An 18,068-nucleotide genomic window follows, 5' to 3' on the forward strand; every position below is an offset into this window, starting at 1 on the left:
AAGATGATTGTTATCGACGGTTCCACCGGCGAAGGCGGTGGCCAGATCCTGCGCACCAGCCTGTCGCTTTCGATGATCACGGGCCAGCCCGTGCGCATCGAGCGCATCCGTGCCAAGCGACCCAAGCCCGGTCTGATGCGCCAGCACCTGGCCTGCGTACTGGCCGCGCAGGCGGTGAGCGGCGCACAGGTCAGCGGCGCCGAGCTGGGTTCGCAGGCACTGGTGTTCGAACCGGGCGCCTTGCGGCCCGGTGACCACAGCTTTGCCATCGGCTCGGCAGGCAGTTGCCTGCTGGTGCTGCAGACGGTACTGCCTGCGCTGATGCTGGCATCGGCGCCCAGCCGGCTCACGCTGTCGGGCGGCACGCACAACCCGCTGGCGCCCAACTTCCATTTCATTGAGCGGGCGTTTCTGCCGTTGCTCGCGCGCCTGGGCGTGAAGGTGGAGGCGACGTTGCGGCGCCACGGCTTCTATCCCGCGGGCGGCGGCGAGATCCGGGCTGTGATCACACCGGTGGTGGGCGGCCTGCGGCCGTTCGATCTGCTGGAGCGTGGGGCGGTATCGGATTCGTTTGCCGAGTCGCTGGTGGCGGCGGTGCCGCGACGCGTGGCCGAGCGCGAGCTGTCGCTGCTGCAGGCGGCGCTGGGCTGGTCCGGCGAGCAGCTGCGGGTGCCCGTGGTGCGGCAGAACGAAGGCCCGGGCAATGCGCTGATGGCGACGCTGGAGCACGAGCAGGTGACCGAGGTGTTCACGGCCTTCGGCGAGAAGTCGGTCAGTTCGGAACAGGTGGCCATGCGCCTGCTGCGTGAAGTCCAGGCCTACCAGGCCAGCACGGCGGCGGCGGGGCCGCACCTGGCGGACCAGCTGGCCCTGCCCTGGGCGCTGGCGGTGCACCAGACGGGTCAGGCGGCGGCCTACACCTGCAGCGAGGTGACGGAGCATCTGCGCACCAACCTCGACGTGATCCAGCGGTTTCTGCCGGTGAATGCCGGGCTGGTCCAGGAGGCGGCTTCCCGCTGGTGCGTGCGCTTCGTGCCAAGCCTATGATGGCTGCATGCTGATCGAAACCCTGGGTTCGGCCCGCGACATGGGCCGCCTCAACCAGATTCTGGGCGTGCTCATCCGCCACGGTTTTGGCGACAGCGTGCGCCGTCTGGGCCTGGCCGACCGGCTGGAGCGCGCCGGTCACGCGCTGCGCTGGGAGCACGCGGCCGACCTCGCGAAGCTGGAGCCAGCGGTGCAGCTGCGGCTGGCGCTGGAAGAGCTGGGGCCGACCTTCGTCAAGCTCGGCCAGATCCTCGCGGGGCGCGCCGACCTGTTTCCGCCCGAGTACATCGCCGAGTTCGAGAAATTGCACAGCAATGTGCCCGCGCTGCCGCTGGATGCGCTGCGGCCGCAGTTGCGCGAGGACCTCGGCGGCGAGCCCGAGGTGGTGTTTGCCCGCTTCGACACCGAGCCGCTGGCGGCGGCCTCGATCGCGCAGGTCCACCGTGCGCAGCTGCACGACGGCACCGAGTTGGTAGTGAAGATCCGCCGGCCCGACATCGACCGCATCATCGAGTCCGATCTGCGCCTGCTGGGCCGTCTGGCGGCGTTGGCCGAGTCCGAGCTGCCGGCGCTCAAGCCCTACCGGCCGCAGCAGCTGGTGCGCGAGCTGGCGCAGTCGCTGCGCCGCGAGCTGGATCTGGCCAGCGAGTGCCGCAACGCCGAGCGCATCGCCGCCAACATGGCCGGCCTGCCCTGGATCGTGGTGCCACGGGTGTACTGGGACTTCACGCACGCGCGCGTCAACGTGCAGGACTATGTCGCCGGCATCGCCGGCCACGATCTCGCGAAACTCGACCAACAGGGGCTGGACCGGACACTGCTGGCTCGTCGAGGCGCCCAGGCGGTGCTCAAGCAGATCGTGCAGGACGGTCTGTTCCACGCCGACCCCCACCCCGGCAACGTGATCTACCTCGACGGCAACCGCATCGCCTTCATCGACTTCGGCATGGTCGGCCGGCTCTCGGCGCGGCGGCGCGAGGAACTGCTGCAGCTGCTGATGGGACTGGTCGAGCGCGATCCCCAGACGGTGGCCGATGTGCTGCTGGACTGGGCCGGCGATGCGCACAGCGCCAACCTCTCCTCGCTGGAGACCGAGATCGAGACCTTCGTCGACCAGTACCACGGCGCGCCGTTGGCCGAACTCAATCTGGGTCAGATGCTGGGCGACGTGACGGCCATCCTGCGCGGCCATCAGCTCGGCCTGCCGTCCGACCTGGCGCTGCTGATCAAGGCCTTCATCACGCTCGAAGGCATGGGCCGCGGCCTCGATCCGGCCTTCCACATGACCGGCGAAGCGTTGCCGCTGCTCAAGCAGGTGGTGCGCGCGCGGTACAAGCCCAAGGCCATGGCCACCCGCGCGTGGAAGACGCTGCGGCGCGCGCTCTCGGTGGCCGAGCAATTGCCCGACGACCTGACGCGGCTGCTGCGCAACGCGCGGCGCGGCAAGGTGCATGTGGGCATCGACATCGCCCACCTCAAGCGCGTGGGCGACCAGATCGACCGCGCCGCGAACCGGCTGGCGATGGCGCTGCTGATCGCCGCGCTGATCGTCGGCTCGTCCATCGTCATGACCGTGCAGGGCGGGCCGCTGCTGTTCGGCTTGCCGGCCTTCGGTTTCATCGGCTTTGCCAGTGCTTTTTTCGGCGCGCTGTTCCTGCTGCGCGCGATCTGGCGCAGCAACCGTGGCAAGGACCTGGGCGACGACTAGGGCTTCTCGCCAACGCGCCGCATCGCGATCGCGTCGAACGGGCATTTCACCGCGCACTTGGCGCAACCGGTGCAGCCGGGCTCGTCGTGCAGCTGGGAGAACTTCTTCCAGTTCTCCACGTCGAGCGACATGACGTGTGGCGGGCACACCGCCACGCACCAGCCACAGCCGGTGCAGCGGGTCTTGTCGATGACAGGCAATGCCTTGCGTTCGGTCGCCATGGCGCTATTGTGGAGGGCATGCAAGACGACATCCCCACCCTGCGCCGCATCCTGGCGCGCGACCGCACCATCGCCGTGGTCGGTCTCTCGGCCGAATGGCACCGCCCCAGCTACTTCGCCGCCAAGTACATGCAGGAGCGCGGCTACCGCATCGTGCCGGTCAATCCGCGCTATCCGAGCATCCTGGGCGAGACCAGCTATGCGCGGCTGGAAGACATTCCGTTTCCGGTCGACATGGTCGACGTGTTCCGCAAGGTCGAAGAGATTCCGGCGATTGCGAAAAGCGCGGTCGCCATCGGCGCGAAGTCGCTATGGCAACAGCTGGGGCTGATGAGCGAAGAGGCCGACCGCATCGCGACCGAGGCGGGCCTGGACTCGGTCTGGGACCGCTGCGTGAAGATCGAACACGCGCGCCTGTTCGGCGGCCTGAACTGGGCCGGCGTCAACACCAAGGTCATTTCTTCGCAACGACCGAAGCAGGGCTGACAACATGGCCGACCGCAACTTCCAGTCCGAGACGCTCGCCATCCACGCGGGCCAGATCCCCGACGCCGCCACCGGCGCGCGCGCCCTGCCGATCTACCAGACCACCAGCTTCGTGTTCGACAGCGCCGACCACGCCGCCAGCCTGTTCAACCTGCAGACCTTCGGCAACGTCTATTCGCGCCTGTCCAACCCCACGGTGGCGGCGCTGGAGGAGCGTGTGGCCGCGCTCGAGGGCGGGCGCGCCGCCGTGGCCACGGCCAGCGGCATGGCGGCCGAGGCGCTCGCGCTGACCACGCTGCTGCAGGCGGGCGACCACGTGGTGGCGGCCGGTGCGCTCTACGGCGGCAGCGTCACCATGCTCGCCGTCAACCTGAAGAAGTTCGGCATCGAGACCACGTTTGTCGATGCGACGAAGCCGGAGGCCTTCGCCGCCGCCATCCGCCCCAACACGCGTGCGCTGTTTGCCGAAACCCTGGGCAACCCCAGCATGGTGGTGCTCGACGTCACCGCCATTGCCGACGTGGCGCACGCGCACGGCCTGCCGCTGGTGGTGGACAACACCGTGCCCAGTCCCTTCCTGTGCAACCCGATCCGGTTCGGGGCCGACATCGTGGTGCACAGTGCCACCAAGTACCTCGCCGGCCACGGCACCACGCTCGGCGGCCTCGTGGTCGAGAGCGGCAGCTTCCCCTGGGACAACGGCAAGTTCCCCGGCATGACCGAGCCCTCGCCCGGCTACCACGGCGTGAAGTTCTACGAGACCTTCGGCAACTTCGGCTTCACCATGCGCTGCCGCATGGAAGGCCTGCGCGTGTTCGGCGCCGCGCTCGCGCCCACCAGCGCCTGGCAGATCCTGCAGGGTGTCGAGACCCTGCCGCTGCGCATGGAGCGGCACTGTGCCAACGCGCTGGCGGTAGCGCAGTATTTGAAAGACGACCCGCGCGTGGGCTGGGTCAACTACCCCGGCCTGCCCGGCCACCCGCAGCACGCGCTCATGAAAAAGCAGATGCGCGGCGCTTCCGGTCTGCTCGCGTTCGGCGTCAAAGGCGGAATGGAGCAAGGCGTGAAGTTCATCGAGAGCGCCCAGTTCATGAGCCACCTGGTCAACATCGGCGATACGCGCACGCTGATCAGCCACCCCGCCAGCACCACCCACCGCCAGCTCGACGAAGCCCAGCAGCTGGCGGCCGGCGTGCCGCCGGACATGGTGCGCATTTCGGTCGGCCTGGAACACATCGACGACATCCTCTGGGACATCGACCAGGCACTGGACCGGGCCGTCCAGGCCTGAGGTTCACTCCCCCGAGCGGAAGGTGCGCGGAAACACGGTGGCGTGCTCGCGCTCGCGCAGGCGGTAGCCCATGGCCGGGCGGCCGTGGTCGCCGGTGACCATGCCGGTTTCTTCGAGGTAGGCCGCATCCAGCATGCGCTTGCGAAACGCGCTCTTGTCCAGCGTGCGGTCCAGCACGATCTCGTACACCCGCTGTAGCTGTGGCAGGGAGAACGGCTCCGCCAGCAGGAAGGCAGGCAGCGAGGTGTATTCCACCTTGCTGCGCAGACGGTCGATGGCCGCGCCCAGGATGGTGTTGTGGTCAAAGGCCAGGCGCCGGCGCATGGCGGGCTCGCAGGTCACCCACTCGGTCGCGAGCGGGCCATCGGTGACCGTGTCCGGCCGCGGAATCAGGGAGAAATAAGCATGGGTGCTGGACCAGCCGCGCGGATCGCGTTTCGCGTCGCCCCAGCTGCCAAGCTGCTCCAGGTAGGGCGTGGCCACGCCGGTCTTGGCCAGCAGCTTGCGTTCGGCGCAGGCCAGCAGCGAGGCGTCCTGTTGCACATCGACAAAGCCACCGGGCAGGGCCCAGCGCCCCGGGAAAGGTTCCTGCTCGCCGTCGGGCCGGCGCACCAGCAGCACATGCAGCTTTTCTTCGATGACGGTGAAGATGACCACATCGACCGTCACCAGCGGCCGCTCGAAGCCCAGACCCCTGGAACCCACACGCGCGTTGGACATGACTTGACACTCCGGATTTAAGTTGTACTATACAACCCATGTAAGTTGTACAGTGCAACTTACATGGCGGGTGAAGGCAGATCCTTCGCCTACCATCGACCCTGGAGGACACCATGAGCAGCCGCACCACCCTGTTGATCATCGACCCGCAGAACGACTTCTGCGACCTTCCCGAGGACTGGCGCGGCACCGATCCGCTGCGCAATGCCAGCCTGGCGCCGGCGCTGCCGGTCGGCGGCGCCCACGCCGACATGCTGCGCCTGGCCGCGCTCATCGACGCGGGTGGCGACGGCATCGGCCGCATCGTCGTCACGCTCGATTCCCACCAGCGCGTCGACATCGCCCACCCCACCTTCTGGCAGACCGGCGACGGTACGGATGTGGGCCCGTTCACCGCCATCACCGCGGCACAGGTGCGTGCGGGCGCCTACCGGCCGCGCGACGCCGCCGCCCTGCCCCGCACGCTCGCCTATCTCGACACACTTGAACAGGCCGGCCGCTACACCCTGATGGTCTGGCCGGTGCACTGCGAGATCGGCAGCTGGGGCCACAACGTGCACCCTGCCGTCAAGGCCGCCTACAACCGCTGGGAAGACCGGCGCCTGGGCGTGGTGCAGAAGGTCACCAAGGGCAGCAACCCCTGGACCGAGCACTACAGTGCCCTGCAGGCCGAGGTGCCCGATCCGGCCGACGACGACACGCAGCTCAACCGCTCGCTGATCGCCAGCCTCGACCAGGCCGACCGCATCGTCATCGCGGGCGAAGCCAGCAGCCACTGCGTCAAGGCCACCGTCGAACACCTGGCGCAGCACCTGCCCTCGCGCCGGCTCGACAAGCTGCTGCTGGTCACCGACGCGATGAGCCCGGTCACCGGTTTCGAGGCGCAGGCCCGGGCCTTCCTGGACAACTTGCAGCGACAAGGTGCACGCCTGACCACCTGTGCCGAGGTCCCTTCCCTTCTTCAGGCCGACGCCTGAACCCGGAGCCACCATGGAACCCGTCATCACCAGCCTGCTGGACACCGACCTCTACAAGTTCACGATGTGGCAGACCATGCTGCACCGCCACCCGCAGACGCAGGCCGAGTACCGCTTCGTCTGCCGCAACCAGCCCGCCTATCCGCTGACGCAGTTGCTCGACGAGGTCAACACCGAGCTGGACGCGCTGTGCGCGCTGAGCTTCCGCGAAGACGAGCTCGCCTACCTCGGCGGCCTGCGTTACATCAAGAGCGACTTCGTCGACTTCCTGCGCATCTTCAGCTTCCAGCGCGCCTTCATCGAGGCCCGCGCCGACGGCGACCAGCTGCGCATCGTTGCCAAGGGGCCGCAGGTCCACGTCATGGCCTTCGAGATCTTCGTGCTCGCCATCGTCAACGAGCTGTACTTCCGCCGCTTCGACCGCGCCGCCGCCGAAGTCGGCGGGCGCCGCCGGCTGGACGCCAAGATCGCCGACATCGAAGCCTTCGTGCAGCAGCCGGCAATGCGCCACCCCTTCGAGCTGTTCGACTTCGGCGTACGCCGCCGTTTCTCGCGGCCCTGGCAGCGCGAGGTGGTGCAGGCCTTCAGCGCGCGCATCCCCCAGGTGTTCAAGGGAACCTCCAACGTGCTGCTGGCGCGCGACCTGGGGCTGGTGCCCATCGGCACCATGGCGCACGAATACCTGCAGACCTACCAGGCGCTGGGGGTGCGCCTGCGCGATTCGCAGAAGGCCGCGCTCGAAGACTGGGTGCAGGAATACCGCGGCGACCTCGGCATCGCGCTGACCGACGTGGTCGGCATGGACGCCTTCCTGTCGGACTTCGACCTCTACTTCGCCAAGCTGTTTGACGGCCTGCGCCACGACTCGGGCGATCCGCTGGTCTGGGCGAACAAGGCGCTGGCGCACTACGAGAAGCTGCGCATCGACCCGCACACCAAGCGCCTGGTGTTCTCCGACGGCCTGACCGTGACCAAGGCCATCGGGCTCTACCGTGCGTTGGGCGACCGCACGCAGCTGGGCTTCGGCATCGGCACGCACCTCTCCAACGACGTCGGCCTCACGCCGCTGAACATCGTCATGAAGCTCACCAGCGCCAACGGCCAGCCGGTGGCCAAACTGTCCGACTCGCCGGGCAAGACCCTGTGCGACGACGAAACCTTCCTGGCCTACCTGCGCCAGGTGTTCAACGTTCCGGTGCTCACGGAGGCCACATGATCACCATCACCCTGGCCCAGCTCAACGTCACCATCGGCGACATGGACGGCAATGTGCGCAAGATGGTCACCGCCGCGCAGCGCGCCCGCGACGACGGAGCCGATCTGGTCGTCTTCTCCGAACTCTCGCTCACCGGCTACTACCCCGGCGACCTGCTGGACGAACCGCACTTCATGGCCCGGGTGGACGCCGGCTTCGAGGCCCTGTGCCAGGCCTCCCGGCAGATGCCTGCGCTGCACTGGGTGGTGGGGATGCCGGTCGCGTACCGCGGGCCGGGCAAACCCCTGCGCAACGTGCTGCGCGTGGTCAAGGCCGGCGAGGTGCTGCTCGAATACGCCAAGCAGCTGCTGCCCACCTACAACATCTTCAACGAGCGGCGCCACTTCGAACCCGGCCCCGACGTGGCAAAGGTATTGCGGATCGGCACCGCGCAGGTCGGCTTCCTGATCTGCGAAGACGGCTGGAACGACGACGGCAGCGACTACGCCGTCAACCCGTTCGACCGGCTGCGCGACGCCGCGCCCGATCTCGTGGTCTCGATCAACGCCAGCCCGTCCAACATCGGCAAGCGAGAGCAGCGCCACCAGATCTTCGCCGCCGCCAGCCGCCGCCACGGCCTGCCCATCCTTTACGTCAACCAGGTCGGCGGCCACGACCAGCTGGTCTACGACGGCGCTTCCTTCGCGGTCGAGCCCGGGGCCGGCGTGGTGTTTGAAGCGCGCCGCTTCGAAGAAGACGTGAAGACGCTGCGCATCGGCGCCAGCGGCTTTCGGGGCGCCCGCGATGAAGCACTGCCCGCCGTGCCCGCGGCGGGACTGTCCACCATGGCCTTCTACCGCCAGCAGATCGTGCTGGGCCTGCGCGACTACGCGCGCCGCTGCGGCTTCACGCAGGCGGTGATCGGCTCGTCCGGCGGCATCGACTCCGCGATCACCATCGCGCTGGCGGCCGAGGCCTTCGGCCCGGAACGCGTGGCCGCCATCACCATGCCCTCGGTGTTTTCGTCGGCCGGTTCGGTGGACGACTCTCAGCGCCTGTGCGACGGCCTGGGCGTGCGCCTGCACCGCCACCCGATTGCCGACCTGGTGAAAGGCTACGGCGCCGGCTTTGAATCCGCGTTCGGCGCGCCGCTGCAAGGCCTGTCGCTGGAGAACCTGCAGGCGCGCATCCGCGGCACCATCCTCATGGAGTACTCCAACACCTGGGGCCATCTGCTGCTGACCACCGGCAACAAGTCGGAGATGTCGGTCGGTTACTGCACGCTCTACGGCGACACCAACGGCGGCCTGGGCCTGATCGGCGACCTCTACAAGACCGAAGTCTTCGCGCTGGCCCGCCACCTCAACGAAGCGGCCGGCCGCGAAGTGATCCCGCAGGCCATCATTGACAAGCCACCGTCCGCCGAACTCGCGCCCGACCAGAAGGACACCGACAGCCTGCCGCCCTACGAGGTGCTCGACGAGGTGCTCAAGCACCTGATCGAAGGCCACGGCCTGGCGCGGGAGGAACGCATCGATGTCGAGGCTTTCGTGGCCCGCCTGGTGCAACAGCCCGAAGGCGCGGCGCTGGTGGACCGCGTGCGCCGCATGGTCGCGCGCAGCGAATACAAGCGCCGCCAGGCCCCGCCCATCATCCGCGTGCGCGCGCGCGCCTTTGGCTCCGGTCGCCAGATGCCCATTGCCGCCCAACACTTCTGAACCCCATGAACACCACCACACCGACCTACGCCGCCGCCGTCTGCATCGGCCGCTTCCAGGGGCTGCACCTGGGCCAGCTCGCGGTCATCCACCGCGCCCTCGCGCTCGCGCCGCGCGTGGTGATCGTGATCGGCTCTGCCCATCAGGCGCGCACCGCCAAAAACCCGTTCACCTGGGCCGAACGCGTCGAGATGGTCCGGCTGGCGCTGACGGCCGACGAGAAGGCGCGGGTGCGGTTCGTGGCCGTGCGCGACTACTTCGACAGCCAGCGCTGGGTGAACGCCGTGCGCGACGGTGTGCAGGCGCAGGTCGGCGCCCTGCCGCCGGGGCAGACCGTGCTGGTCGGTCACCACAAGGACGCCACCAGCACCTACCTCGACGACTTCCCCGGCTGGATGTTCGACGACGTGGGAAGTCAGGGGGAGCTGCATTCGAGCGCCGTGCGCGACGCACTCTTCAGCGCCGCCGGCCACCCGCTGGAGCCCGCGCTCGCGGCGCTGGTCAGCCAGGTGCCGCCCTCAACCATCCACTTCCTGCGGGCCTGGGCCCAGCTGCCCTGCTACCGGGAACTGGCCGGCGAATGGGCCAGCCTGCGCGCCGAAAAGGCCCAGTGGGCCAGCGCGCCGTATGCGCCGGTGTTCGTCACGGTCGACGCGTTGATTCAATGCGCCGACCGCGTGCTGCTGATCGTGCGCGGCCGCGCACCGGGTCAAGGGCTCTATGCCCTGCCTGGCGGGTTCCTGGAGCAGCGCGAAACGGTCTACCAGTCGGCCCTGCGCGAGCTTCAGGAAGAGACCGGCCTGCACCTGCTGCCCGGCGACATCGCGCACGCGCTCAAGGGTGTGCGCGTGTTCGACCACCCCGACCGCAGCGCACGCGGTCGCGTCATCACCCACGCCCACTACTTCGACCTGGGCGCTCGCCCGCTGCCCGAGGTGCAGGGCAGCGACGACGCGCGCTCGGCGCAGTGGGTGCCGATGGCCGACCTGGCCGCCATGGAAGACCGCTTCCACGACGACCACTTCCACATCCTCGACAGCTTCCTCGGCCTGACTCACTGACATCCGGGCGCAGCGACCAGACGAAAAAAAACCGGCCCAGAGGGCCGGCTTCTTCGCGAGGAGCGTGAGGGCTTAGTAGCCGCCGCGTCCGCCACGGTCACCGTAGCCACCGCCGGTCGACTCTTTCGGGCGCGACACGTTGACGACGATGTTGCGGCCGCCGACGGACATGCCGTTCAGACCCTTGATGGCGGCTTCTGCCTGCTCGGCAGTGCCCATTTCCACGAAGCCGAAGCCCTTGGAACGGCCGCTGTCGCGGTCCATCATGACCTTGGCCGAAGCCACGTCGCCGAATTCGGCAAAGTTGTTGCGCAACGAGTGGTCGTCGGCGGAATAGGGCAGGTTGCCCACGTACAGTTTGGTGCTCATGACGAGCCTTTCAGAGAGATGGCGCCGTGATCGGGACACTGCCCGGCGACGCAGAGAGGAGCGGCCTCGAAGGGATGCCGCAAGGACAGATGCCGCGTGGGCCGCAAGGGCCGCACATGACACGGAGACGGGCTGGCAGACGGGAGTCTTCAAGCCTTGAGGCTTCGGTTGGCGCATGCCAGCGAACCTCGCTCACCGCCGCATCATATGCCCTTGTTGAATATAAAGATAGCTTTATATTTTCGAGGGTAAGAAAGACCGCTCAGTGGATCGACGCGAGGAACTGTTGCAGCTCAGGCGTCCTCGGCGCCGCGAACAGCTCCGCCGGCGGCCCCATCTCATGCACCCGGCCCTGGTGCATGAAGATCACGCGGTCGCTCACCTTGCGCGCGAAGTTCATTTCGTGCGTGACCATCAGCAGCGTCATGCCCTCGTCGGCCAGTGACTCCACCACGCGCAGCACCTCGCCCACCAGCTCAGGGTCGAGCGCCGAAGTGATCTCGTCGCACAGCAGCACGCTGGGCTCCATCGCCAGTGCGCGCGCAATCGCCACGCGTTGCTGCTGACCGCCCGAGAGCTGGTCGGGGAACGCGTCGAATTTTTCGCCCAGGCCCACGCGCTCCAGCAGCTTGCGTGCCTGCTGCTCGCCCGTGTCCTTCGCGGTCTTCTTCACCAGCCCGGGCGCGAGCATCACGTTGCGACCCACGCTCAGGTGCGGGAACAGGTTGAACTGCTGGAAGATCATGCCCACGTGCTGGCGCAGCGCGCGCATGGCGGCGGCGTTGTCGTGCAGCAGGGGCTGGCTGTCGACGGTCAGCGCCCCCGACTGGAACTCTTCCAGCCCGTTGATGCAGCGCAGCAGCGTGCTCTTGCCCGAACCGCTCTTGCCGATGATGGCGATCACCTCGCCGGGCCTGACCTGCAGGTCGATGCCCTTGAGCACCTCGTTGCTGCCATAGGACTTGCGCAGCTGCCGGATGTCGACGATGGGGGTGGCGGTCTCAGCGGACGGCATTGAGTTTCCTTTCGAGGCGGCGCGCGGTCAGGCTCACGGGGAAGCACAGCGCGAAATACATCATGGCCACACAGCTGTAGACCAGGAAGGGCTGGAAGGTGGCGTTGGTGATCATCGTGCCGGCCTTGGTCAGCTCGACAAAGCCGATGACGGAGGCCAGCGCCGTGCCCTTGATGACCTGCACCAGAAAGCCCACGGTCGGCGCGATGGCGATGCGCGTGGCCTGCGGCAGGATCACGTAACGCAGCTGCTCGGCAAAGCTCAGCGCCAGACTCTGCGCAGCCTCCCACTGGCCCTTGGGCACGGCCGCCACGCAGCCACGCCAGATCTCGCACAGGAAAGCGCTGGTGTAGAGCGTGAGCGCCAGCGCCGCCGAGACCCAGGCCGAGGTGTCGACGCCGAACAGCGCCAGACCGAAGTACGCGAGGAACAGCTGCATCAGCAGCGGCGTGCCCTGAAACAGCTGCACGTAGCCGGCGACGAAACGCTGCGCCCCCGGCCAGCGCGCCATGCGCGCCACCAGCAGCAACAGGCCCACGAGGCCGCCGCCAATGAAGGCGATCAGAGACAGCGCCACCGTCCAGCGCGCGGCCAGCAGCAGATTGCGCAGGATGTCCCAGAGGGAAAAATCAACCACGGGCGCCTCCCTTGCCAAAGATGAAACGCGGGCCGACCCAGTTGAGCAGCGCACGCACGCCGATCGCCAGCAGCAAGTAGATGCCGGTCGCGATGATGAAGGCCTCGAAGGCGCGGAAGTTGCGGCTCTGGATCAGGTTGGCCGCGTAGCTCAGCTCCTCGGTCGCGATCTGGCCGCAGACCGCCGAGCCCAGCATCACGATGATGATCTGGCTGGTGAGCGCCGGCCACACCTTGCGCAGCGCTGGCGGCAGCACCACGTGGATGAAGGTCTGCGCCCGCGTCAGCGCCAGGCTGGCCGCCGCTTCGTACTGTCCCTTCGGCGTGGCCTCGATGCCGGCGCGCACGATCTCGGCCGCATACGCCCCGAGGTTGATCACCATCGCGATCACCGAGGCGATCTCGGGCGTGAGCTTCACGCCCGCAGCTGGCAGACCGAAGAACACGAAGAACAGCTGCACGATGAAGGGCGTGTTGCGGATCAGCTCCACATACGTGCCCGCCACCCAGCGCAGCCACACCGGTCCGTGGCTGCGCGCCCAGGCGCAGGCCACGCCCAGCGCTACGCCCAACACGGCCGACACCGCCGTCAACCCCAGCGTCCAGCCCACGCCGTGCAGCAGCAGCGGCCACTGCGCCAGCACGGCCGGGAAATCGAACTCGATGCGCATGGCGCCTGTCCTTCGTGTGCGTCAGCAGTGCTTATTCAGGCAAGGTGCCTGCGGGGCGACCGAGCCACTTCTTCGCCATCGCATCCAGATCACCAGCCTTCTTCGCGCCGAGGATGATCTCGTTGACCTTGCTGCGCAGCGCGTCCTCGCCCTTGGCCACGCCGATGAAGTTCGGGCTGTCCTTGAGCAGCAGCTTGTATTCGGTGCCCAGCTGCGGGTTGCGCGCCATCATGTTGCCGGCCACCGAAGCGCCGGTGGCGATCACCTGCACCTGGCCCGACACGAAGGCCGAGACGGTGGCGTTGTTGTCTTCGAAGCGCTTGATGTCGGCCGTGGCCGGCGCGACCTTGCTCAGCTCCTGGTCTTCGATGGCGCCGCGCGTGACGCCGACCGACTTGCCCGCCAGATCGGCGAACGAGGCGAGCGGCATCGACTTGGCGGCGAACACCGCCTGGAAGAAGGGTGAGTAGGCGATGGTGAAGTCGATCACCTTCTCGCGCTCGGGGTTCTTGCCCAGCGTCGAGATGACGAGGTCGGCCTTCTTGGTCTGCAGGTAGGGGATGCGGTTGGCGCTGGTCACCGGCACCAGCTCGACCTTGGCGCCCAGCTTGATCGCGATGTACTTGGCCATGTCCACGTCCAGGCCCTGCGGCTGCAGGTCGGTGCCGACGAAGCCGTAGGGCGGGAAGTCGGTCGGGACCGCGATCTTGATCGCCTTGGCCTTCATGACGTCGTCCAGCGCGGTCTGTGCCTGCGCGCCGCCGGTGAGGGCAGCAAGGGCAAGGCCGGCCGAGAGGGCGAGCAGGTGGCGTTTGGTGGTCTTCATAGAACAGCTCCTAGGTAGGTGGAAGAGGTGGGGGAATCGGGGTTCTCGCGCGGGCCCGACACGGGCGCCAGCGCCGCGCGCAGACCGGCCAGCGGGTCGGCCGCCGGGGTGTTGAGACGCAGCGCCTGCTGCACGTGGCCGATGTGCTGCGCCATCAGCGCCTCGGCGCGCGCGGTGTCGCCGGCTTCGAGCGCCTTGACGATGTCGACGTGCTCCTGGCACGAATGCGCCGCGTCGTGCGTGCTCTGGTAGAGCATCGCAATCAGCGTGGTGCGCGCGGTGAAGTCGCGCAGCGTGTCGGCCAGCAGCTGATTGCCCAGGCACTCGGCCAGACACACATGAAAGTCGCCCAGCAGGTAGCTGCGCCGGCCCACGTCGCTGCCCTTGAGCGCCTGCTTCTCGTCGCGGATGTGGCGCTTGAGCTTGTCCAGCTTGGCCTTGTCCATCGGCGCGGCGCTGCGGATCAGCCCGGTCTCGATCACGCGCCGCGCCTCGAAGGCCTCGCGCGCTTCCGCCTCCGACGGCTCGACCACGAACCAGCCGCGGCGCGAGCTGACGGTGACGATGCCGCGCGCGGCCAGCTGCATCATGGCCTCGCGCACGAGTGTGCGGCTGCAGTCGAACAGCATCGACAGCGCCTGCTCGCCCAGGCGCGCGCCCGGCGCGAGCTTCTGCGCCAGGATGGCTTCAACTATGCGGTCGGCGATGTCGCTGGAGGTCATGGTGGGCAAGGGTGGTTGCCGACCCCTCTTGCCAGAACCGTGCCAGCCGGTTTACAGGCCTTGTATGCAAGATTCGCGCATCAGTCCGGTGCACATCGGGACGCGAACGCGGCCGCGCGCCCCGATCCGGCCCATGGGGCCGCCCGGTTCCGGTGCCTGCGGGAAAGAAAAAAGGGGCGCTCAGCCGCCCCGCGCCGCCAGCCGCTGTGCCAGCGCGACGGCTTCGGGTGTCACGCCCTGCGGTGCCGCCCCTTCGGGGCTCAGGCGCGCGATCAGGTTGTCCAGGAACGCGGGTTGCGGCGGGATCGCACTGAGGAACAGCGCCCGGTCACCGCGCGCGATCAGCACCGTCGGGAAGGTCTCGATGTCCAGCCCGACCTCGTCCATCAGGTCGACCTCGTCCTCGATGTCCAGCCATTGCCATTGCAGCTGCGGGTAGCGCGCCGCGATCGCGTCCCACTCGGGCCGCCAAGCCCGGCAGGCGCTGCACCACTCGGCACACAGACAGACCACTCGCAACATCCTCGGCGCTCCTGACGTCAATCACAATCGCAGGAGCATACCGCCGAGCCCGAGAACTGTCCCATCCCATGCAAGGCATTCGCCGCAAGATCGTCTACGTCGCCCTCTTCGAAGCGATCGCCATCGCCGTCACCAGCAACGGCCTGTCCGCCGGCTCGGGCAGCAGCCTGGAGCACGCCGGCGTGGCTGCGGTCGCATCCTCCGTCATCGCCGTGCTCTGGAACCTCGCCTACAACACCGCCTTCGAGCGCTGGGAATCGCGCCAGACCGTGCGCGGCCGCAGCTTCCGCCGCCGCGCCGCCCACGCCATCGGCTTCGAACTCGGCCTGAGCGTCTGCCTCGTGCCGCTGTTCGTCTGGTGGCTGCAGATCGGCCTGGGGCAGGCGCTGCTGCTCGACGTCGGCCTCTCGCTGTTCTTCCTTGTCTACGCTTTCCTCTTCAACCTGGCTTTCGACACCGTGTTCGGCCTGCCCGCCTCGGCGCTGCCGCTTCAGGGGGCAGTCGACGGAGCCGACGCTTCCAGCCGGTAGCCCAGTCCGCGCACGGTCTGGATCAGCGCCATCGTGTGCCCCTCGTCGATCTTGCTGCGCAGGCGGCGGATGTAGACATCCACCACATTGGTCAGAGGGTCCTCGCTGTGTCCCCACACGCTGGCCAGAATGCGCTCCCGGCTGAACAGCCGCCCCGGCGCGCTCATCAGCAGCTCCAGCAGCGCCAGCTCGCGCGCGGTCAGCGTCAGTGGCTGACCGGCGCGGCTGGCCTTCATGCTCTCGCGGTCCAGCACCAGGTCGTCCACCTGCAGGCGCGAGGCACGGCCGGGTTGCAGCGGGCGTGCGCGGCGGGCCAGTGCTTCCAGCCGCGCCAGCAACTCTTCGAATTCGAAGGGCTTGCACAGATAGTCGTCCGCGCCCATGCGCAGCCCGGCAACGCGCTCCTCCAGCGTGCTCAGCGCCGTGAGCATCAGGATCGGCAGCGCCACCCCGGCGGCACGCAAGGTCTGGCAGATCTCCATGCCGTTCATGCCCGGCAGCATCAGATCCAGCACCAGCACCGTTGGCGCATCACCGGGGTGCGACTGGCGCGCCGTGTCCTGCGCCAGCGCCAGCCCCTCCAGCCCGTTGGCCGCGCGCTGTACCTGGTGACCTTCGGCCCTCAGGCCGCGTAGAAGGAAATCAGCGATCCGCGGATCGTCCTCTACCAGCAGAATGTTCATTTTTGTGTGGCGCTCCCTAGGCCCAGTTCCAGTCCGGTCAGCACCGGGTCCGAATCGTGCCACTGCGGCAGCTTCAGCACCGCGCAGGTGCCGCGTAGGCCCTCGGGAGCTTCCTCGCAAGGGCTTTGCAGCGTCAGCGTTCCGCCATGGGCCTGCGCCAGCGCCAGCGCGATCGGAAGGCCCAGCCCGCTGCCGCTGGCTCGGTGCTGGCGGGCAGCACCGCCCCGGAAATGCCGCTCGAACACCTGCTGCAGCTCGTCGGCCGGAATGCCGATGCCTTCGTCGCGCACCTGCAGCTCGACGGCACCGCCGCGCACCGTCAGCCGCCAGTGCACGACACCGCCCGGATGCGAATAGCGGATTGCGTTGTCCAGCAAGATCAGGAAGAGTTGTGTCAGCCGCTGCGCATCGCCAAACACCTTGGTCTGCCCCGGCGGTTGCCCTTCCGGCTGCAGGCGCACCCCGTGCTCGCCCGCCAGCGCGGCCGCCTGGCTCAGTGCATCCAGCAGCGGCTGGTGCACCACCACGGGCTCCCGCTCCAGGCTGAACGCCTCCATGTCGGTGCTGGCCATGGCCAGCAGGTCGTCGATCACCTTGCCTTGCTGGCGGGAGATTTCGACGATGCGGGTGAGCGCCTCGCGGTACTCGTCCGCCGGCCGGGCCGGCCCGCGCAGCGTCACTTCTGCCTCGCCGCGGATGGCGGTGGTGGGCGTGCGCAGCTCATGGCTGATGTCCGCCAGCAACTGGCGCCGCCGCACGTCCGTGCGCCGCAACGAGGCATTGGCCTGGTGCAGATCCGCCGTGCGCTCGCGCACCGTCGCCTCCAACACCTGGCGCTGCTGGGCCTCGCCGCGGCGATGCCGCTCCAGTTCTTCCGCCATCGCATTCATGCTGCGCGCTACCTCGGCAAACTCGTCGCGGCCGGTCAGGTCGATGCGGTGCTGCAGCTGGCCTTGCTGCAGCGCCTGCGCGCCGGCGGTCAGCGCGTGCAGCGGCCGACGCAGCGCGCGCCCGAAGTAGGCCGTGGCACCCAGCGCCCCCAGTGCGAGCATCAGCGCGGTGCCGATCCACAGGGCGCGCATCTGCGCCAGCGACGCATCCGCTGCCGCCCGCTCGCGCTCCATCGCCGCTTTTTCCCGGTCGATGCTCTGTGCCACGATCTTGCGCAGGTCGCGTCCGTCGGCCTGCTCGAACACCGCCGTCAAAGCGTCCCAGGCCTGACTCGCCTGCACCTCAGGAGACAGAGGCTGCAGCTGCTTGACCGCCGTGCCCAGGGTCGCCACGCTTTGCGTCAGCACCCGCAGCGCGTCCTGCCGCTGCGCGTGCTCGGCCGGCGCCTCCGCGGCCAGCCCCATGTCTTCGGCCCGCTGCGTCAGACCGGACAACTCGCCCAGCAGAGTCTGCATCCGCTGCGCCAGCGCGTCCCGTTCCGCCACCTGGCCGCCCGCCCCGATCTGGTGTTGCGTGACCCACGCGCGCAGGCGCTGCTTGGTCGCAGACAGCTCCACGAAGCGCTGCAGGATGTCGCTCGCCACCCGCCCGCGCACCACCTGCCGCTCGGCCTCGCGAACGGCAAAGACCGCCGCCACGCCCTGCAGCACCACCGCTGCGGCCAACAGCAGCAGCACCAGACCCAATCGAAATCGAAACATGGCCGCATTGTCGCCAAG

The 18,068-nt window shown here is 68.3% G+C and carries 20 protein-coding genes; 9 read left to right on the top strand and 11 right to left on the bottom strand.

Translation table 11 applies throughout. From position 1 onward, the window contains the following. Positions 1–3 precede the first annotated feature (3 nt). Positions 4–1,047, top strand: coding sequence for an RNA 3'-terminal phosphate cyclase (gene rtcA, locus ACLIJ1_RS18300; protein WP_411366973.1), 1,044 nt, complete (start codon positions 4–6; stop codon positions 1,045–1,047). 7 nt (positions 1,048–1,054) lie between these two features. Then, on the top strand, positions 1,055–2,755 hold the full coding sequence (locus ACLIJ1_RS18305; protein ID WP_411366974.1) for an ABC1 kinase family protein: 1,701 nt from the start codon (positions 1,055–1,057) through the stop codon (positions 2,753–2,755). On the opposite strand, the gene ACLIJ1_RS18310 is transcribed toward ACLIJ1_RS18305, so the two are convergent. Continuing rightward, positions 2,752–2,976 carry an ATP-binding protein gene (locus tag ACLIJ1_RS18310; protein ID WP_411366975.1) on the bottom strand — a complete coding sequence of 75 codons (225 nt, stop codon included), beginning with the start codon at positions 2,974–2,976 and terminating at the stop codon, positions 2,752–2,754. The genes ACLIJ1_RS18305 and ACLIJ1_RS18310 overlap by 4 nt on opposite strands. A gap of 18 nt (positions 2,977–2,994) precedes the next feature. On the opposite strand from ACLIJ1_RS18310, the gene ACLIJ1_RS18315 reads away from it, so the two are divergent. Together ACLIJ1_RS18315 and ACLIJ1_RS18320 are read left to right on the top strand one after the other, a co-directional pair. After that, positions 2,995–3,462 (top strand): CoA-binding protein, encoded by a 468-nt coding sequence (locus ACLIJ1_RS18315; protein WP_411366976.1) that lies wholly within the window; start codon positions 2,995–2,997, stop codon positions 3,460–3,462. A 4-nt stretch (positions 3,463–3,466) separates the two neighbouring features. Further along, positions 3,467–4,753, top strand: coding sequence for an O-acetylhomoserine aminocarboxypropyltransferase/cysteine synthase family protein (locus ACLIJ1_RS18320; RefSeq protein ID WP_411366977.1), 1,287 nt, complete (start codon positions 3,467–3,469; stop codon positions 4,751–4,753). Positions 4,754–4,756: 3 nt separating this feature from the next. On the opposite strand, the gene ACLIJ1_RS18325 is transcribed toward ACLIJ1_RS18320, so the two are convergent. Further along, positions 4,757–5,473 (bottom strand): NUDIX hydrolase, encoded by a 717-nt coding sequence (locus ACLIJ1_RS18325; RefSeq protein WP_411366978.1) that lies wholly within the window; start codon positions 5,471–5,473, stop codon positions 4,757–4,759. Positions 5,474–5,586: 113 nt separating this feature from the next. Here ACLIJ1_RS18325 and ACLIJ1_RS18330 point away from each other — a divergent pair, with 113 nt between their 5' ends. The 4 genes from ACLIJ1_RS18330 to ACLIJ1_RS18345 are packed head-to-tail and all read left to right on the top strand — an operon-like array spanning position 5,587 to position 10,424. Then, positions 5,587–6,450 carry a cysteine hydrolase gene (locus tag ACLIJ1_RS18330; protein WP_411366979.1) on the top strand — a complete coding sequence of 288 codons (864 nt, stop codon included), beginning with the start codon at positions 5,587–5,589 and terminating at the stop codon, positions 6,448–6,450. Between the two features lie 13 nt (positions 6,451–6,463). Then, positions 6,464–7,666, top strand: coding sequence for a nicotinate phosphoribosyltransferase (gene pncB / locus ACLIJ1_RS18335; RefSeq protein WP_411366980.1), 1,203 nt, complete (start codon positions 6,464–6,466; stop codon positions 7,664–7,666). Beyond that, positions 7,663–9,363, top strand: a complete 1,701-nt coding sequence (locus ACLIJ1_RS18340) for an NAD+ synthase (protein ID WP_411366981.1) — start codon at positions 7,663–7,665, stop codon at positions 9,361–9,363. Before pncB ends, ACLIJ1_RS18340 begins: the two co-directional genes overlap by 4 nt. A gap of 5 nt (positions 9,364–9,368) precedes the next feature. Continuing rightward, a complete protein-coding gene (locus tag ACLIJ1_RS18345; RefSeq protein WP_411366982.1) occupies positions 9,369–10,424 on the top strand; it encodes a bifunctional nicotinamide-nucleotide adenylyltransferase/Nudix hydroxylase in 1,056 nt (351 codons plus the stop codon). Positions 10,425–10,496: 72 nt separating this feature from the next. Here ACLIJ1_RS18345 and ACLIJ1_RS18350 read toward each other — a convergent pair whose 3' ends face one another. The 7 genes from ACLIJ1_RS18350 to ACLIJ1_RS18380 form a co-directional block, all read right to left on the bottom strand. Then, a complete protein-coding gene (locus tag ACLIJ1_RS18350) occupies positions 10,497–10,793 on the bottom strand; it encodes an RNA recognition motif domain-containing protein (protein WP_411366983.1) in 297 nt (98 codons plus the stop codon). A 262-nt stretch (positions 10,794–11,055) separates the two neighbouring features. Continuing rightward, positions 11,056–11,808, bottom strand: coding sequence for an amino acid ABC transporter ATP-binding protein (locus ACLIJ1_RS18355; protein WP_411366984.1), 753 nt, complete (start codon positions 11,806–11,808; stop codon positions 11,056–11,058). Continuing rightward, positions 11,795–12,445 carry an amino acid ABC transporter permease gene (locus ACLIJ1_RS18360; RefSeq protein WP_411366985.1) on the bottom strand — a complete coding sequence of 217 codons (651 nt, stop codon included), beginning with the start codon at positions 12,443–12,445 and terminating at the stop codon, positions 11,795–11,797. The genes ACLIJ1_RS18355 and ACLIJ1_RS18360 overlap by 14 nt, the downstream gene beginning before the upstream one ends. Further along, the gene (locus ACLIJ1_RS18365) at positions 12,438–13,115 is read right to left on the bottom strand and encodes an amino acid ABC transporter permease (RefSeq protein ID WP_411366986.1); all 678 of its coding nucleotides are present in this window, start codon (positions 13,113–13,115) and stop codon (positions 12,438–12,440) included. Before ACLIJ1_RS18365 ends, ACLIJ1_RS18360 begins: the two co-directional genes overlap by 8 nt. Positions 13,116–13,146: 31 nt before the next feature. Continuing rightward, positions 13,147–13,941, bottom strand: a complete 795-nt coding sequence (locus ACLIJ1_RS18370; protein ID WP_411366987.1) for a transporter substrate-binding domain-containing protein — start codon at positions 13,939–13,941, stop codon at positions 13,147–13,149. Then, positions 13,938–14,663, bottom strand: a complete 726-nt coding sequence (locus ACLIJ1_RS18375; protein WP_411366988.1) for a GntR family transcriptional regulator — start codon at positions 14,661–14,663, stop codon at positions 13,938–13,940. The genes ACLIJ1_RS18370 and ACLIJ1_RS18375 overlap by 4 nt, the downstream gene beginning before the upstream one ends. 180 nt (positions 14,664–14,843) lie before the next feature. Continuing rightward, on the bottom strand, positions 14,844–15,185 hold the full coding sequence (locus tag ACLIJ1_RS18380; protein ID WP_411366989.1) for a thioredoxin family protein: 342 nt from the start codon (positions 15,183–15,185) through the stop codon (positions 14,844–14,846). A 68-nt stretch (positions 15,186–15,253) separates the two neighbouring features. Here ACLIJ1_RS18380 and ACLIJ1_RS18385 point away from each other — a divergent pair, with 68 nt between their 5' ends. Continuing rightward, complete coding sequence (locus ACLIJ1_RS18385; protein ID WP_411366990.1) at positions 15,254–15,715, top strand: PACE efflux transporter; 462 nt, start codon at positions 15,254–15,256, stop codon at positions 15,713–15,715. Here ACLIJ1_RS18385 and ACLIJ1_RS18390 read toward each other — a convergent pair. Then, positions 15,676–16,398, bottom strand: a complete 723-nt coding sequence (locus ACLIJ1_RS18390; protein ID WP_411366991.1) for a response regulator transcription factor — start codon at positions 16,396–16,398, stop codon at positions 15,676–15,678. The two genes, ACLIJ1_RS18385 and ACLIJ1_RS18390, sit on opposite strands and share 40 nt — an antisense overlap. Beyond that, positions 16,395–18,050, bottom strand: a complete 1,656-nt coding sequence (locus ACLIJ1_RS18395) for an ATP-binding protein (protein ID WP_411366992.1) — start codon at positions 18,048–18,050, stop codon at positions 16,395–16,397. Before ACLIJ1_RS18395 ends, ACLIJ1_RS18390 begins: the two co-directional genes overlap by 4 nt. Between the last annotated feature and the right edge of the window lie 18 nt (positions 18,051–18,068).

This window comes from Hydrogenophaga sp. RWCD_12 (genome assembly GCF_046604225.1).
Taxonomy (GTDB): domain Bacteria; phylum Pseudomonadota; class Gammaproteobacteria; order Burkholderiales; family Burkholderiaceae_C; genus Hydrogenophaga.